At 65.7% G+C, this 13,880-nt stretch carries 12 protein-coding genes; 2 read left to right on the plus strand and 10 right to left on the minus strand.

What is annotated here, in order from left to right:
- Positions 1-67 precede the first annotated feature (67 nt).
- A complete protein-coding gene (locus P3C50_RS21635) occupies positions 68-1,993 on the plus strand; it encodes a methyl-accepting chemotaxis protein (protein ID WP_275547567.1) in 1,926 nt (641 codons plus the stop codon).
- Positions 1,994-2,303: 310 nt separating this feature from the next.
- Positions 2,304-3,998 (plus strand): FAD-dependent oxidoreductase, encoded by a 1,695-nt coding sequence (locus tag P3C50_RS21640; protein WP_275547568.1) that lies wholly within the window; start codon positions 2,304-2,306, stop codon positions 3,996-3,998.
- Positions 3,999-4,078: 80 nt separating this feature from the next.
- Here P3C50_RS21640 and pcaC read toward each other — a convergent pair whose 3' ends face one another.
- From pcaC to pcaG, 10 genes are all read right to left on the minus strand, one after another.
- A complete protein-coding gene (gene pcaC / locus P3C50_RS21645; RefSeq protein WP_275547569.1) occupies positions 4,079-4,474 on the minus strand; it encodes a 4-carboxymuconolactone decarboxylase in 396 nt (131 codons plus the stop codon).
- A 112-nt stretch (positions 4,475-4,586) separates the two neighbouring features.
- Positions 4,587-5,375 (minus strand): 3-oxoadipate enol-lactonase, encoded by a 789-nt coding sequence (pcaD, locus tag P3C50_RS21650; RefSeq protein WP_275547570.1) that lies wholly within the window; start codon positions 5,373-5,375, stop codon positions 4,587-4,589.
- A 9-nt stretch (positions 5,376-5,384) separates the two neighbouring features.
- Entirely contained in the window at positions 5,385-6,737 is a 1,353-nt protein-coding gene (locus P3C50_RS21655; protein ID WP_275547571.1) for a 3-carboxy-cis,cis-muconate cycloisomerase, read from the minus strand.
- 291 nt (positions 6,738-7,028) lie between these two features.
- The gene (pcaF, locus tag P3C50_RS21660; protein ID WP_275547572.1) at positions 7,029-8,234 is read right to left on the minus strand and encodes a 3-oxoadipyl-CoA thiolase; all 1,206 of its coding nucleotides are present in this window, start codon (positions 8,232-8,234) and stop codon (positions 7,029-7,031) included.
- On the minus strand, positions 8,231-9,013 hold the full coding sequence (locus P3C50_RS21665) for a CoA-transferase subunit beta (protein WP_275547573.1): 783 nt from the start codon (positions 9,011-9,013) through the stop codon (positions 8,231-8,233). Before P3C50_RS21665 ends, pcaF begins: the two co-directional genes overlap by 4 nt.
- The gene (locus P3C50_RS21670) at positions 9,013-9,864 is read right to left on the minus strand and encodes a CoA transferase subunit A (RefSeq protein ID WP_197855553.1); all 852 of its coding nucleotides are present in this window, start codon (positions 9,862-9,864) and stop codon (positions 9,013-9,015) included. The genes P3C50_RS21665 and P3C50_RS21670 overlap by 1 nt, the downstream gene beginning before the upstream one ends.
- A 324-nt stretch (positions 9,865-10,188) precedes the next feature.
- On the minus strand, positions 10,189-11,031 hold the full coding sequence (locus P3C50_RS21675) for an IclR family transcriptional regulator (protein ID WP_197855554.1): 843 nt from the start codon (positions 11,029-11,031) through the stop codon (positions 10,189-10,191).
- Between the two features lie 185 nt (positions 11,032-11,216).
- Entirely contained in the window at positions 11,217-12,164 is a 948-nt protein-coding gene (locus tag P3C50_RS21680; protein ID WP_197855555.1) for an AEC family transporter, read from the minus strand.
- The gene (gene zapE / locus P3C50_RS21685) at positions 12,158-13,177 is read right to left on the minus strand and encodes a cell division protein ZapE (protein ID WP_275547574.1); all 1,020 of its coding nucleotides are present in this window, start codon (positions 13,175-13,177) and stop codon (positions 12,158-12,160) included. The genes P3C50_RS21680 and zapE overlap by 7 nt, the downstream gene beginning before the upstream one ends.
- On the minus strand, positions 13,167-13,775 hold the full coding sequence (pcaG, locus tag P3C50_RS21690) for a protocatechuate 3,4-dioxygenase subunit alpha (RefSeq protein ID WP_275547575.1): 609 nt from the start codon (positions 13,773-13,775) through the stop codon (positions 13,167-13,169). Before pcaG ends, zapE begins: the two co-directional genes overlap by 11 nt.
- Between the last annotated feature and the right edge of the window lie 105 nt (positions 13,776-13,880).

The raw sequence follows: 13,880 nt of genomic DNA on the forward strand, positions 1-13,880 counted from the left end.
CGGCACGTTCAGCCCGTCCTCGTGACGGGCTTTTTTTTGATGTGCAACTGTTCGAGGAAGTACCACCATGCGCTGGATTATCGAACGCTGCGCCGACCTCAAGGTCGGGCACAAGCTTCTGCTGGGCTTTTCACTGGTCATGCTGCTGACCCTGGCGGTGGCCCTGGGTGGCTGGCGCACCGCCAGCGACATACTCGAGCATGCCGGCCAATCGCTTCAGGTGGCGGACCTGAAACAACAGATCCTGCGGCTGCGCCTGCTGGAGAAGGATTACCTGCTGGCACCGCTGGCTGGCCATGAAGCGGCCATTGCCGATCAGCATGCCGGCATCGCCGACCAATTGGCCGCCCTTTCTTCGCATACCGAGCAACTGCTGCAAGGCAACGACGCTTATCTGCAGCAGTTCACCCAACTGCGTGCGACACAGTCGCAAGCCAGCACCGCACAGACCGGAATGGCGATCCGCGCCGACGAAGCGCTGATCCAGTTCGAGATGGTCGCTCAGGACCAGTTCAACCTGATTCGTGACCAACTGTTCGAAGGCCAGGCAGGCACGCAGAGCGGTGTCGATCAGGCCGAGGCAGCGGCACGCCTGAGCCAGAACCTGCTGCAGCTGCGCCTGGCGGAAAGCCAGTTCATCCTTAGCGCAGACAATGCCGATGCCGACCTCTGGCAAATACGCTTCACCAGCATGACCGAGGCGGCGCAGCAACTGCGCGCACAACTCGCAGCGCTGCAGCAGGCATCGCTGGACGAAGCCCTGCGCGCGCTCGACAGCTATCGCGAATCCTTCGAGCACTATCGCCAAAGCCGCGAGGCTGAACAGCACAGCCGCAACCGGCTGACCGAACTGGCGCAAGCCATGCTGCAACATGGCGACGCTCTGCAACAGCGCCAGCAGCTCACCATGCAGGAGGGCAACCGCCAATCCCTGCAAACCCTGGCCCTGCTGACCACCGCAGCGCTGGTGCTGGCGCTGCTCGCCAGCTGGCTGATCCGCCGTCTGATCGTCGGCCCGCTACGGAATTGCCTGCTGCTGGCCCAACAGGTGGCGGCCGGTGATCTCAGCGGTTCTCGCACGGCCATTGGCCGCGACGAGGTCGGTCAGCTGCTGGGGGCGCTGCAAAGCATGCGCGACCACCTACGCGAACTGATCGGGCAGATCGGCGGTAGCGCGACACAGATCGCCGCCGCGGCCGAGCAGCTGTCGGCGGTCAGCGAACAGACCCGCGCCGGTGTGCGCGAACAGAGCGAAGAATCCAGTCAGACCGCCTGCACCATGCAGCAGATGGTCGCCAGCGTGCAACAGGTGGCCGGCGATGCGGAGCAGGCATCGCAAGCGGCACAGCAGGCAGAACTGCAGGCCCGCGATGGTGACCGGCAGGTGCGCCAGGTCATCGAGCAGATCGAGCGCCTGGCCAGTGAGGTCGCACAGACCGGCCAGACCGTCGATCAGGTGCAGGGCGAGAGCCAGCGCATCGGCACGGTGCTGGACGTGATCAAGGCAGTCGCCGAGCAGACCAACCTGCTCGCACTCAATGCAGCCATCGAGGCGGCCCGTGCCGGTGAACAAGGCCGCGGCTTCGCCGTGGTCGCCGATGAAGTTCGCGCACTGGCGCGCCGTACTCAGGATTCCACCAGCGAGATCGAGGCACTGATCACCAGCCTGCAAAACCGCGTGCACAAGGCCGTGGCCCAAACCCAGGCCAGCCAGAGCCTGAGCCAGGACGCGGTGAGCAGCGTCGAACTAACCGGTCAGAGCCTGGTGCACATCAATCAGGCGGTTGCGTTGATCGAACGAATGAACCAGCAGATCGCCAGCGCCGCCGAACAGCAGAGCGCGGTGGCCATGGAGATCAACCGCAGCCTGGACAACGTGCGCAGCATCGGCGAACAAAGCGCGAGTGCCACCGAGCAGACGGCCTTGTCCAGCGCCGAACTGGCCAGGCTCGGCGGTGAACTGCAGGAACGCATCGGCCGTTTCCGCAGTTGAGGCAGAACGCTTCATCCCAGTAGGGCGCGTTAGCCGCGGCAGCTAGCAAGCGCGGCTAAAGCCCCTCCCACAGGTAATCGCCCACGTATTCAGGCCACACCGTGGGAGGCGCTTCAGCAGCGACAGTTCCTGAACATGTCCACAGGTGAAAGCTGATACCTCCACCACTCAGCGACGGCAAAGCGAACGACAAATGGCCGCTAACCGCACGACATCCCAAGCCCTTCTCTCCCACCACTCTTGGCGCCTCCGTGCGCCCAACGTAAAATCCGGAACATAGTTCCAATAAATACAAATCCGGAGACCTGCCATGCCTCACACCCCACTCGACTGCGACCTGCTGGTGGTCGGCTCCGGCGCTGCCGGGCTGGCCGCAGCCGTCAGCGCCGCGCACCTGGGCAAGCGGGTGATTCTGGTGGAGAAGGCACCAGTGCTGGGCGGCGCTACGGCCTGGTCCGGGGGCTGGCTGTGGGCGCCACGCAACCCGCTGGCCCAGCGCGCCGGCATCGTCGAAGACATCGAGCAACCGCGCACCTACCTGCGCAACGAGCTGGGCGAGCATTACCGCCCCGAGCTGGTGGACGCCTTTCTAAAGCACTGCCCGGAGATGGTGGCCTTCTTCGAGCAGCACACCGCGCTGCAGTTCGTCGATGGCAACGGTATCCCCGACATGCACGGCGACACGCCCGGCGCGGCCACCGGCGGTCATCAGGTCATCGCCGCGCCCTACGATGGCCGCGAGGTGCTCGACCTGTTGCCACGCCTGCGCAAGACCATGCGCGAGACGTCCTTCATGGGCATGCCGATCATGGCCGGTGCCGATCTTGCCGCCTTCCTCAACATGACCCGCTCGCCCAAGGCGCTGCTGCACGTCATCCGCCGCTTCACCAGCCACCTTTATCACCTGGCCCGCTATGGCCGCGCCATGCATCTGGTCAACGGCGTGGCGCTGATCGCCCGTCTGGCGCGCTCGGCGCAGGATCTCGGCGTGCAGATGCTGGAGTCCACGCCCGCACAGCGCCTGATCGTCGAGAACGGCAGCGTCTGCGGCGCCGTGGTGCTGCATGCCGGCGAGGAAATGACTATCCGCGCTAACGCCGTGGTGCTGGCTGCCGGCGGTTTCCCTAATGATCCGCAACGGCGCCAGGCAATGTTCCCGCGCGATGCCAGCGGCCATGACAACCTCGCCCTGCCACCGACCAGTTGCTCCGGCGACGGCCTGCGCCTGGGCGAAAGCATTGGCGGACGCGTGGCCGACGACCTGCGCTCGCCCGTGGCCTGGGCGCCGGTATCGAAGGTGCCCTACCCCGACGGCAGCGTCGGCCACTTTCCGCACATCATCGACCGTGGCAAACCCGGCATCATTGGCGTGCTGCAAAACGGCCAACGCTTCGTCAACGAAGCCGGCGGCTACTACGACTACGTCGACGCCATGCTCAAAGCCATTTCCGAGCAGCAGGAAGCCTGTTCCTGGCTGATCTGCGACCACCGTTTCCAGCGCCGCTACGGCCTCGGTTTCGCCCGTCCGGCGCCGCTGCCGGTGTCACCGCATATCCGCAGCGGCTACCTCAAGCGCGGCGATACTATCGAAGAACTGGCCATCGCCTGCGGCATCGATCCGCTTGGCCTGGTCACCACCATCAGCGAATTCAACCACCACACGCGCCTGGGCGAAGACCCGCAATTCGGCCGTGGCAGCACGCCGTTCAATCGCCGCAGTGGCGACGCCCAGCACCCCGGCCCCAATCCTTGCGTGGCGCCCATCGAGCACGGCCCGTTCTATGCGGTGAAGGTGCAGCCGGGCTGCTTCGGCACCTTCGCCGGGCTGCGAACCGACGGCCACGCCCGCGTACTGGAAGGCGATGGCCAGCCGATCCCAGGGCTGTACGCAGCCGGCACGGACATGGCCAGCCCGCTGGGCGGGCACTACCCGTCCGGCGGCATCAACCTCGGCCCTGCCCTGACCTTCGGCTATATCGCCGGTCGCCATGCGGCTGCGCTCTGACATCCCGCGCGCGGGGGGCGCAGGCATAAAAAAGCGCCGCCCGGATGCGTGGTCCGGGCAGCGCTCCATTGCTCGCGGGCTCAGTCCTGCAGCGACTCAATACCCAGCTCGTCCCAAACGGCTTCGGCCAGGTGAAAGGTGGCATTGGCCGCCGGGATGCCGCAGTAAATGGCGCTCTGCATGATCAATTCCTTGATCTCTTCGCGGCTCACCCCGTTGTTCTTCGCCGCGCGCAGGTGCAGCTTCAGCTCGCCCTCGCGGTTCATGCCGATCAGCATGGCGATGGTGACCAGGCTGCGGGTGTGACGCGGCAGTCCCGGGCGGGTCCAGATATCGCCCCAGGCATGCCGGGTGATCATCTCCTGGAACTCTTCGTTGAACGGCGTCAGGTTCTGCAGGCTGCGGTCGACGTGGGCGTCACCGAGCACCGCGCGGCGCACCTGCATGCCGGCTTCGTAGCGTTGTTTTTCGTCCATCGGTCAGTCCTCGAATGAATCCGTAGGAGCGAGCTCTGCTCGCGAAGTGCTGCGTTCGCGAGCTTTACGATTCGCGAGCAGAGCTCGCTCCTACAACAAGAAGGGGGTGCGCTCAGGCGCGCAGGAAATCCAGCACACGCTGGCTGAACTCATCGCCGGCCTGCACGTTGGACAGGTGCGCGGCGTGGAACTCCACCAGCTCGGCACCCGCGATGCGTTCCTGCATGAAACGGCCATGCTCGGTTGTGGTCACCGGGTCGCCACTGCCGCAGACGATCAGCGTCGGCGCGGTGATGCTGCCAAGCTGCTCGCGGAAATCGGCATCGCGCACCGCTGCGCAGTTGGCCGCGTAACCTTCCGGCGAAGTCTGCGCCAGCATGCCGACGATGGGCTCGACCTTGCCCGGATTGGCCTCGGCGAACTCGGCAGTGAACCAGCGCGAGATCGACGCATCGCGCAGCTCACGCATGGCCTGCGCACCGCCAGCGAGCACGCTGTCGATGCGCGGGTTCCACACCTCCGGCGTACCGATCTTGGCGGCGGTGTTGCACAGCACCAGGCGCTCGATGCGCTCAGGGGCATTGATGCCCAGCCACTGGCCGATCAGGCCACCCATGGACAGGCCGCAGAAATGCACTCTGGCGATGCCCAGCGCATCGAGCAGGGCCAGCACGTCGCGGCCGTTCTGTTCGATGCTGTACGGGCCGTCGGTCACCAGCGAAACGCCGTGGCCACGGGTGTCGTAGCGCAGCACCTGAAAGTGCTGGGTGAAGGCAGGGATCTGCGCGTCCCACATGTGCAAGTCGGTGCCCAGCGAGTTGGACAGCACCAACACCGGAGCACCGGCAGGGCCTTCGAGCAGATAATTAAGGTCGCCATCGGCGAGACGTACGACAGGCATGAATGACTCCTAAGACGAAAATTGCGTGTGTTCGATGATGGCCCGCTCGACCCAGCGGCGGGCCTGACCCAGGTAATGCGCGGCATCGAGCAGGCGGTCCAGCTCGTCGGCGGAAAGCTCTGCGGCGACCTCGGCATTGGCGCCGAGCACGGCGCGCAGGTGGGCGCCCTCCTGCACCGCCTGGCGGCAGCATTGCTCTACCAGGTGATGGGCGGCGTCGCGGCCGATGCGCTGAGCCAGGGCGATGCTTACCGCCTCGGCCAGCACCAGGCCCTGGGTCAGTTCCAGGTTCTCGCGCATGCGCGCGGCGTCCACTTCCAGGCCCGGCACCACCAGCAGCGCCTGCTGCAAGGCGCCGGAGACCAGGCAACAGAGTTCGGGCAGGGTTTCCCATTCGGCGTGCCACAGGCCGAGGCTGCGCTCGTGCTCCTGCGGCATGGCCGCCAGCATCGTCGCCACCAGGCCCGGCGCACGCGTGGCGGCGCCGATCAGCACCGCGGCGCTGACCGGGTTGCGCTTGTGCGGCATGGTCGACGAGCCACCCTTGCCCGGCGCCGAAGGTTCGAACACTTCGCCGGCCTCGGTCTGCATCAGCAGGCTGAGGTCGCGGCCCAGCTTGCCCAGGCTGCCGGCGATCATGCCCAGCAGACTGGCGAACTCCACCAGGCGATCACGCTGGGTGTGCCAGGGCTGCTCGGGCAGGTTCAGTTGCAGTTCCTGCGCCAGCGCACCACTGACCGCCCAGCCGGCCTCGCCCAATGCCGCCAGGCTGCCGGAAGCGCCGCCGAACTGCAGGCACAGCAGACGCGGCTTGAGCTCGCTCAGGCGTTGGCGATGACGGGTGATCGCGCCAAGCACGCCGGCCAGCTTCATGCCGAGAGTGACGGGTGTGGCTTGCTGCAGCCAGGTGCGCCCGGCCAGCGGTGTGTCGATATGGCGTTCGGCCTGCGCCGCCAGGGCAGCGGCCAGGCTGGCGAGATCAAGCTCGATCAGGTCGATGGCGGCGCGCAGTTGCAGCACCAGGCCGCTGTCCATGACGTCCTGGCTGGTCGCGCCAAGATGCACGTAGCGTTCGGCCTCGGGGCTTTCAGCGGCGATGCGCTTGCCCAGTGCCTTGACCAGCGGGATGGCGGAATTGCCGGCCGTGGCGATGGCCTGGGCCAGCGTCGGGTAATCGTAGCGTTCGGCCTGGCAGGCGGCCTCGATGGGCGCCACCGCCTCGGCAGGGATCAGCCCGACGCGTGCCTCGGCCCGCGCCAGGGCGGCTTCGAAGTCGAGCATGCCCTGCACGCGGCCGGCGTCGCAGAAGATCGCGCGCATGGCCGGCGCGGTGAAGTAGGCATCGAAAAGTTGGTTGCTCACGAGCGAAGCGCTCCTGGGGAAAAATGTACGGCTAGTGTGGCATCAACCGGCGGCGCCGCGCACGGAGGGGTGTCTGTGGGAGGGGCTTTAGCCGCGACCGATTAAAGGCGTCGCCGCTGAAGCGCCTCCCACAAGGTTCAGTGCGTAGGGTGGGCGGGGCGGCGATCCGTTTCAGCCCACCGCCGTAAAATGGTGGGCTGAAGCCCACCCTACGCGTCTGTAGGAGCGAATTTATTCGCGACCCTGACTGGCACGGGTCATCGCGAATAAATTCGCTCCCATAGATGTCAATCACACTCGCTCTATAGCCAGCGCCAGCCCCTGCCCCACGCCTACGCACATGGTCGCCAGGCCGAGCTTGCCGCCGGTCTTCTCCAGGTGATGCACGGCGGTCAGTATCAGGCGGTTGCCGCTCATGCCCAGGGGGTGGCCGAGGGCGATGGCGCCGCCGTTCGGGTTGACCTTGGGGCTGTCGTCCGGCAGACCGAGATCACGGGTGACGGCCAGGCCCTGGGCGGCAAAGGCTTCGTTCAGTTCGATCACGTCGAACTGCTCAATGCTCAGGTTCAGCCGCGCCAGCAGCTTGCGCACCGCCGGCACCGGACCAACACCCATGACGCGCGGGGCGACGCCGCCGCTGGCCATGCCCAGCACCTTGGCGCGGGGCTTGAGGCCGTATTGCTTAACCGCTTCGGCCGACGCCAGGATCATCGCCGAGGCGCCATCGTTGAGGCCCGAGGCGTTGCCGGCGGTGACGGTCTTGCCTTCACCATTGACCGGCTTGAGCTTGGCCAAGCCTTCGGCCGTAGTGTCGGCACGCGGATGCTCGTCACGGTCGACGACGATTTCGCCCTTCTTGGTCTTGATCACCACCGGGACGATTTCCTCGGCGTAGTAACCGGCTTCCTGGGCCGCCGCTGCACGCTGCTGGCTGCGCAGGCCGAAGGCATCCTGGTCGGCACGGCTGACGCCGTAGTCCTCGGCGACGTTGTCACCGGTGACCGGCATCGGGTCGACGCCGTACTGTTCCTTCATCACCGGGTTGACGAAGCGCCAGCCCAGGGTAGTGTCTTCCAGCTTCTGGCCGCGGCCAAAGGCGCTGTCGGCCTTGCCCATCACATAGGGCGCGCGGGTCATCGACTCGACGCCGGCGGCGATGGCCAGTTCCATCTCGCCCGAGGCGATGGCGCGGAAGGCAGCGCCGACCGCTTCCATGCCCGAGGCGCACAGACGGTTCAAGGTCACGCCCGGCACCGTCTCCGGCAGGCCGGCGAGCAGCAGCGCCATGCGGGCGACGTTGCGGTTGTCTTCGCCGGACTGGTTGGCGCAGCCCATAAACACTTCATCGACCGCTGACCAGTCGACCTGCGGGTTACGCTCGACAAGGGCCTTGAGCGGAATCGCCGCCAGGTCGTCGGCGCGTACCGCGGACAGCGCGCCATTGAGGCGGCCAATCGGCGTGCGGATGGCGTCGCAGATGAATACTTCGCGGCTCATTCCTCACCTCCAGCCTGACCATGGGCGGCGGCAGTGCGCGCTTCCAGGTCGCGCAGCGCGGCCAGTTCCTCAGCTTTCGGCGCCTCGGTGGTGGACACGTTGTCGGCAAAGCGGATCTGCCAGCCGGTGTTCTCGATCACCTGTTCGCGGGTCACGCCCGGGTGCAGCGAGGTGACGATGAATTCGTTGCTGCCGGCTTCCGGCTCCATGATGCACAGGTCGGTGATGATCGCCACCGGGCCGTCGCCCGGCAGGCCCAGGCGCTTGCGATGGTCACCGCCTTCGCCGTGACCGACCGAGGTGATGAACGCCAGCTTGTCGACGAAGGTGCGATGGCCCTGCTTGAGGATGATCAGCACCTTCTTGGCGCTACCGGCGATTTCCGGCGCGCCACCGGCGCCGGGCAGGCGCACTTTCGGCACGTGGTAGTCGCCAATCACGGTGGTGTTGATGTTGCCGTACTTGTCGACCTGGGCGGCGCCGAGGAAGCCGACGTCGATGCGCCCGCCCTGTAGCCAGTAGCGGAAGATCTCGCCGGTCGGCACTACGGTGTCGGCGGTTTCCGCCAGCTCGCCGTCACCGATGGACAGCGGCAGCACGCTCGGCTTGGCGCCAATCGGGCCGGATTCGTAGATCAGCACCACTTCCGGCGCATGGGTCAGGCGCGCCAGGTTGGCGGCCTTGGACGGCAGGCCGATGCCGACGAAGCAGACGCTGCCATTGCCGAGGCGACGCGCAGCGGCCACGGTCATCATTTCATTGGTGTTGAACTCGCTCATCACTTGGCCTCCCCGTTAACCTTCGCCTGGTACTGCGCAAAATCCTCGGTGCCGCGGATGTACTGATCGATCCAGGCAGTGAAGGTGTCGCGGTCGCGGGCGATCGGATCCCAGTCCTGATAGAAGCGGTTGTCACGCTCGTAGTAGCCGTGCGCGTAGGAAGGCCTGGCACCGCCGGGCACCACGCACACCGCAGTGACGGCCCAGGTCGGCAGCACGCAGGCGTTCATCGGTGCCTGCAGGTCGTCGACAATTTCCTCGACGGTGACGATGCAGCGCTTGGCTGCCAGCGCGGCTTCCTTCTGCACGCCGAGGATGCCCTGGATCAGCACGTTGCCCTTGCGGTCGGCCTTCTGCGCGTGGATCACGGTAACGTCCGGACGCACGCTGGGGATGGCGGCCAGCTTCTCGCCGCTGAACGGGCATTCGATGAATTTGATGTCCGGGTTGACCTTGACCAGGTCGGAACCCTGGTAACCGCGCAGCACGGCGAACGGCAGGTTGGAGGCACCGGCGACGTAGGCGTTGGCCATGGCCGCGTGGCTGTGCTCGCTGATCTCCAGCTTGTGCGGCCAGTGCTTCTCCACCGCATCGCGCAGGCGATGCAGCGAACCGACACCGGGATTGCCGCCCCAGGAGAAGGTCAGCTTGCGTGCGCAACCGGCGCCGATCAGCAGGTCATAGACCAGGTCCGGGGTCATGCGCACCAGGTGCAGATCTTTCTTGCCCTGACGGATCAGCTCGTGGGCGGCGGCAGTGGGAATCAGGTGGGTGAAGCCCTCGAGGGCGATGCAGTCGCCGTCCTGGACATGGCGCGAAATGGCGTCGCGCAGCGTGATGATGTCGGCCATCGTAGTGTTCTCGTCAGGTTGCAGGCGCCACCGGGTGAGGCGTGGCGTATGACTGCAACCTTAGAAAGTGGCCTTGACGAGAACAATCCGATAATCGCCATATAGGGCGATTATCGAACACCTTCGTTTTCTAAGAACCTGTTTACGATCTCGCGAGCTGGAGCCATACAAGGCGCAACGACCAACGGGAGTAACAGCCGAAGGTTGCCCCGAAGGGAGAGCGCCAGCGAATCAAAACGGCCAGGAGCGGTCGGAGTCGCGCTCGACTTTACGAGCCTGTCTTTAACGCCGTAGGGCCGAAGCGCAGCAGATCGTGAACAGGTTCTAAGGTCGGAACAATTGACCGCTGAGTTCGCGGCTGGCACTGAGCATCAGCGGCAGGTAGCGCTTCTCCAGTTCGGCGACCGGCACGCGACCGGCATGGGTGCTGATGTTCATCGCCGCCAGCACATGGCCGGCCGAGTCGTAGACCGGCACCGCCAGCGATCGCAGGCCCTGCTCCAGCTCCTGGTCGACGATGCACCAGCCCTGGTGGCGCACTCGCTGCAGACACTCCCACAGCGCGTCGGGGCTATGCAGGGTGCGGCTGGTCTTGGGCTGCAACTCGGCATGGGCCAGGTAGTCCTGAAGCTGGTCGTCATCCAGTGCGGCGAGCAGGATTCGCCCCATGGACGTGCAGTAGGCCGGCAGGCGGCTGCCGACGCTCAGGTCCACCGAGATCAGCCGTTGCGGAATGGCCGAGCGCGCCAGATAGAGCACCTGCTCGCCCTCCAGCGTGGCCAGGTTGCAGGCTTCATGCAGTTGTTCGCTGAGGCGGTCGAGGAACGGCTGCGCAGACACCGCCAACGGCGTGGAAGACAGGTAGGCGTGCCCAAGGGTCAGCACCTTGGGCAGCAGCGAGTAGGTGCGCCCATCGGTGGTGACGTAACCGAGCTTCATCAGGCTGTACAGACAACGGCGCACGGCGGCGCGGGGAATCTCGGTGCGGTGGCTGATCTGCGCGATGGTCAGGTGGCGCTTGCGCTCCTGGAAGGCGTTGATCACCGCCAGGCCCCGGGCCAGGGAGGTCATGAAGTTGGGGTCGCCAGCGAACTCCTCGATACGTTTGGCCGGCGACACGTAGGGTGGCGGCGCAAGGCTGGCAAGCGGCGGACGAGATTCGCTCATGATGCCTCCGGAACAGAGTGGACAGCGCCAGGCGATTATCGAACCGTTGTGCGGTAATCGCAAATACAGTGAGCGAAACAGCGGACGACACTTCTGTTGGGGCCGTCGTGTCGCTCATTCCCGGATTGCATCCGGGCTACGGATGAAAAGCTCGCCGCAGAAGCGCCTCCCACAGGTGCCAGCCATCATCCCGGCAACATGCCCTGCCAGCGCAGCAGCACCAGTAGCGCGCTGACGCTGAAGAAGGCCAGCACGGTGCAGCCCACCAGCGCGGCGGCGCAGCGCTCTTCCAGGCCGAAGCGCTGACCGAGGATGGGGAACACGCTCATCATTGGCGCGCTGGCGAACAGCACGCCGGCGACCATCAGCAGCGGATCGACGCCCGGCACCAGGCTCAGCGCGGCGAACATCAGCAGCGGGTGCAGGATCAGCTTGCCGATGGAGGTCTGCGCCAGATCCGCCGCCATGCCGCCGACCTTCATGCCGTTGAGCGTGGCGCCGATGACAAACAGCGCCACCGGCGCCGAGGCGCCGGCAAGCATGTCGATCACCCGCGCCGGCACCACCGGCAGGCGCAGTTGCAGCAGCGACATGCTCAGGCCCAGCACGATGGCGATGATCAGCGGGTTGCGCAGCAGGCGCAGTGCGGTCTCGCGCACCACCGTCCAGCCGCGTCCGCCCTGCTGGCCGGCTTCGGCAATCGCCAGGGCCAGCGGCACCATCAGCAGGTTCTCTACCAGCATGCCCAGCGCCATCGCCAATGCCGCAGTCGGCCCGATCACCATCACCGCGATGGGATAGCCGACGAAGCCGCTGTTGGGCACGGCCATGCCCATGGCCAGGATCGCGCTGCTGGACAGGTTAAGCCCGCGCCAGCGCCGCGCTATCAGCAGGCCGACGACGAACAGGCTCAGCGAGGCCAATGCGTAGGCGGCCAGGTACGGCCAGTTGAGCACCTCGCTCAGGCTGCGTTCGGCCAACGCCTTGAACACCAGCGACGGCAGCGCGAAGTAGATGACGAAAGTGCCCATGCCGCGGACCTGGTCGCGGTTGACCAGGCTGACGCGGGCCGAGAGAAAGCCCAGGCCGATAAGAATGAAGATCGGGGCGGTGATGCTCAGGACCGCTAGCATGCCAGGCTCTCCGTTTGCGCCTGGTGCAGTTGCCCCAGGCGGCTTCGCGTACGGGAAAAGTCGACGTGGGCGACGCCTGTGCACAGCGCATCCAGACTGCTTTGGCCCTGCAGCCAGAGTTCACGACCACTGTCGTAGGCGATGTCGATGAAGTTGACCAGGCGCTGCTGCTCGTCCGGCGAGCACTGCGCCAGCGGCGGCAGTTCTCCGACGGCGATGTGCGCGAAGCGCTGGCACAGCTGCAGGTAGTCGCCGCTGGCCAACGGCTGTCGGCAGAGCGCGGCGAAATCCAGCCAGATCGTTCGTTCATCCATGCCGCGCAGGGTCAGAGTGCGGCGCTGCAGATGCAGCTGCGGCGCAGCCGGCAGGTGCGCCAGGCGCGCTTCGAGCAACGCCGCCGAGCCTTGCAGATAAAGTCCCCAATGCCGCGCGCTGTGCGCCCGGTAGTCGGGGCCAGCCGCCATCTGCTGGACCAGGCAGCGCCGTTGCAACAGCTCGGCGAACGGCTTGAAGCGGCTGTGATACAGCGGGTTGGGGCACAACTGCTCCGGCGCGTAATTGGAGCTGAACAGCAGGATGCAGCCGCGCTCGATCAGCGGCTGCAGCAGCCGCCCGAGCAGGATCGCATCGCCGATGTCGTGCACGTGGAATTCATCGAGGTAAAGCAGTCGGGCTTCACGGGCCAGCTCATCGGCGACACGCTCAAGTGGATCGGCCTGACCGGTGTGCGCCAGCATACGCTGCTGCACTTCCTGCAACAGTGCGTGCACATGCACACGTCGCTTGGGTTGGACGGGCGCAGCGTGAAACAACGCTTCGAGCAATAAACTCTTGCCCCGCCCCACGCCACCCCAAAGATAGGCGCCAGCGGCAGGACGGCGCCAGGCGACCGGCCGCAAGCGCGCCTGCAGCCAGTCGACCAGGCGTGCAAGCACCCGCTGCTGGGCGTCATCGAGATGCAGGCCACGCGCTTCGATGAAGCTCGCGGCCTGCGAGCGCAACTCAGAAGTCAAAGAACACCGTTTCTCCCTCGCCCTGGATACGAATGTCGAAGCGATAGGCCGGCTTGCCGTCCACCTCGCAACGTTTGGCGATCAGCGTCTCGCGACGCTGCGGCTGCTCGATCAGGTTGAGCACCGGGTCCTTGGCGTTGGCCTCGGCCTCGTCTTCGAAGTACAAGCGAGTGTTGAGGTGAATATTGATGCCACGGGCGAACAGCGCGACGTTCACGTGCGGCGCCATCGGCACACCCGCCGCGTTGTTTACCACACCCGGTTTGACTGTGTAAGCGAACCACTCGCTGCCGGCATCGAAAGTGGTGGCGGTACGGCCGAAGCCGTTGAACGGTTTGGACTGGTCGTAATCCTCGTCGTAATGGCCTTGATGATCGGCCTGCCACAGTTCGAGGAAGGCGTCGCGCACCAGGTGGCCGTTGCCGTCGTAGACATGGCCGACCAGCACGATGTGTTCGCCCGGGGCTTCAGGGCGCGCCATCTGGTTCCAGATTTCCTGCTCGCGGGTCGGGTTGCCGGCGGCAGCCAGGGCCAGGCCGATATGGACGTAGGGGCCGGCGGTTTGCGAGGGGGTTTCCGGCAGCAATTCAACAGGCATGGTCATCCTCCTATGAGCCTGCTCAGGATCTCGCGAGCTAGAGCCAGACAAGGCAAAAAGGGCTGAGGAAGCGCAATTTACGAGTAGTAAATGAGCATTCCGAAG

Source organism: Pseudomonas sp. Marseille-Q0931 (assembly GCF_940789645.1).
Lineage (GTDB): Bacteria > Pseudomonadota > Gammaproteobacteria > Pseudomonadales > Pseudomonadaceae > Aquipseudomonas.